Annotated in this window: 1 protein-coding gene; it reads right to left on the bottom strand. The window is 44.8% G+C overall.

The window, feature by feature from the left end; genetic code table 11:
- Positions 1-73: 73 nt before the first annotated feature.
- A complete protein-coding gene (locus BBG47_RS27895; protein ID WP_065294451.1) occupies positions 74-1,633 on the bottom strand; it encodes an IS1182 family transposase in 1,560 nt (519 codons plus the stop codon).
- Between the last annotated feature and the right edge of the window lie 123 nt (positions 1,634-1,756).

Raw genomic sequence — 1,756 nt, 5'->3', positions numbered from 1 at the left:
AAGGGGCTGTCCCATAAGTAGGTTTTTACTACTTGTGAGGGATCGCTAGATTCGAAAAAAGGTCGAGTTGGGGTTATATTTCTACCCAAACTCGACCTTTTTGTTTCATTGTTGCCCACTTCAGCAAATTGTGGGCAAGGGAAAGCCACCCGACCTCAAGGCTTACTTTCGACAGGCCTCGAAGCAGGAAACGTCTAAATCCTCTGTTATTTTTCAGTTGCCCAAATACACTCTCTGGCTCGATCATTCGTCGAACCGACAGCGCGTATCCTTCTTCGCTTCGTAGCTTTTCCTGTGCGCGTTGCTTGTAGCGAAGATATTGCATGCTTACTCGAATTTCACGATTCCCAGCTGCTTTCGAACAAGCTGCTTTGAGTGGACAATTCATACAATCCTGGCTCCGGTAGTGGCGAAGGAGGATCTCATAACCACTTTCCGTTTTCTGTTTGCTTTCACGGTGAAAATAGAGGGATTGTCCGCCAGGGCACGTCCACAAATCCGCCTGCGTATCATACTTCCAGTTGTCGATTCTGCTAATGTCCTGTTGCCACTTCTTTGTTTTCTCTTTGTGGTACGTGCTGTATTTGACGATGGCCTCTACGTTTTCTTGCTCCAAATAGGCATAGTTCTCTTCGCTTCCATAACCGGCATCTGCTATAACTGTTCCTGGAAGTTTCCCTAGTGCGCTCTTCACTTTCTGTAAATGGGGCTTCATGCAACGTGTGTCAGTAGGCCGCTGATGCAAACTGTATCCAACAATGAATTGATCCTCTGTGCCGATCTGTAGATTATAGCCGGGCTTGAGCTGGCCATTCTTCATATGATCTTCTTTCATTCGCATAAAGGTAGCGTCCGGGTCGGTTTTGCTGTAGCTATTCCGTTCCCCGAGCACTTTCTGGTGATGTTCGTAGCTTTTTAATCGCGGCAAAAAGTCTTTACGCAACAACCGAACTGCTTTTTTTAGTGATTTATCTTTTGGTTGTTCCTGCAGCTTTTGTTCCAGTTTCTCTACCGCTTGTTCCAACTTCACGCTCGTGACTTCGCTCGATTCGCCCAGCTCTGGTAAATCCCGATCTTGTAGTTCCTGCTCTTCCTGTCGCTCTGCTTCTTCAATGCTCGTAAACAATACTTTTACTTTCTCTTGTAAATTAGCTTTGTGCTTCGCCACAGATTTTCCCCATACGAAGGTGTACTTATTCGCATTCGCTTCGATTTTCGTGCCGTCTACAAAATAATGCTCCAACTTAATGTACTTCTCCTCAATAAGGAAACCAAGGATAGACGTGAAAATCTTTTCAAGCACGTCTCTCATTCGCTCGGAGCGAAAACGATTAATGGTACGGAAATCCGGACGCTGTCTAGCTGCAAGCCACATAAAGGGAATGTTCTCTCTCACGGATTTAGCAATTTGGCGAGAAGAATAAATACGCTGCGTGTAGGCGTAGATGATAATTTTAGTGAGCATTTTCGGATGGTAACTATTTCGTCCTCCACCGGGATAAGCTGCCGCAAATATCTGATCATCTATGCGATTCACCGCATAATTAATGATACGAACGAGGTGATTTTGGGGGATGTCTTCTTCCAAATCCATTGGCAGATAAAGTTGATCCATGCTATATTGAATGTACAAAGAAACCGTTCCTTTCGTAAATGGTGGGTGGTACTTCCATTTTACTAAAGAACGGTTTCTTTTTGTTTTACATTTTTGAAAACAGGGGTGCCCTAAAGTCGTTCGACTTTTGGGACAGCCCCT

Origin of the sequence: Paenibacillus sp. KS1, from assembly GCF_001680695.1 — a bacterium.
Lineage (GTDB): Bacteria > Bacillota > Bacilli > Paenibacillales > Paenibacillaceae > Paenibacillus_B > Paenibacillus_B suaedae.
This window is presented reverse-complemented; position numbering and strand designations above follow the sequence as displayed.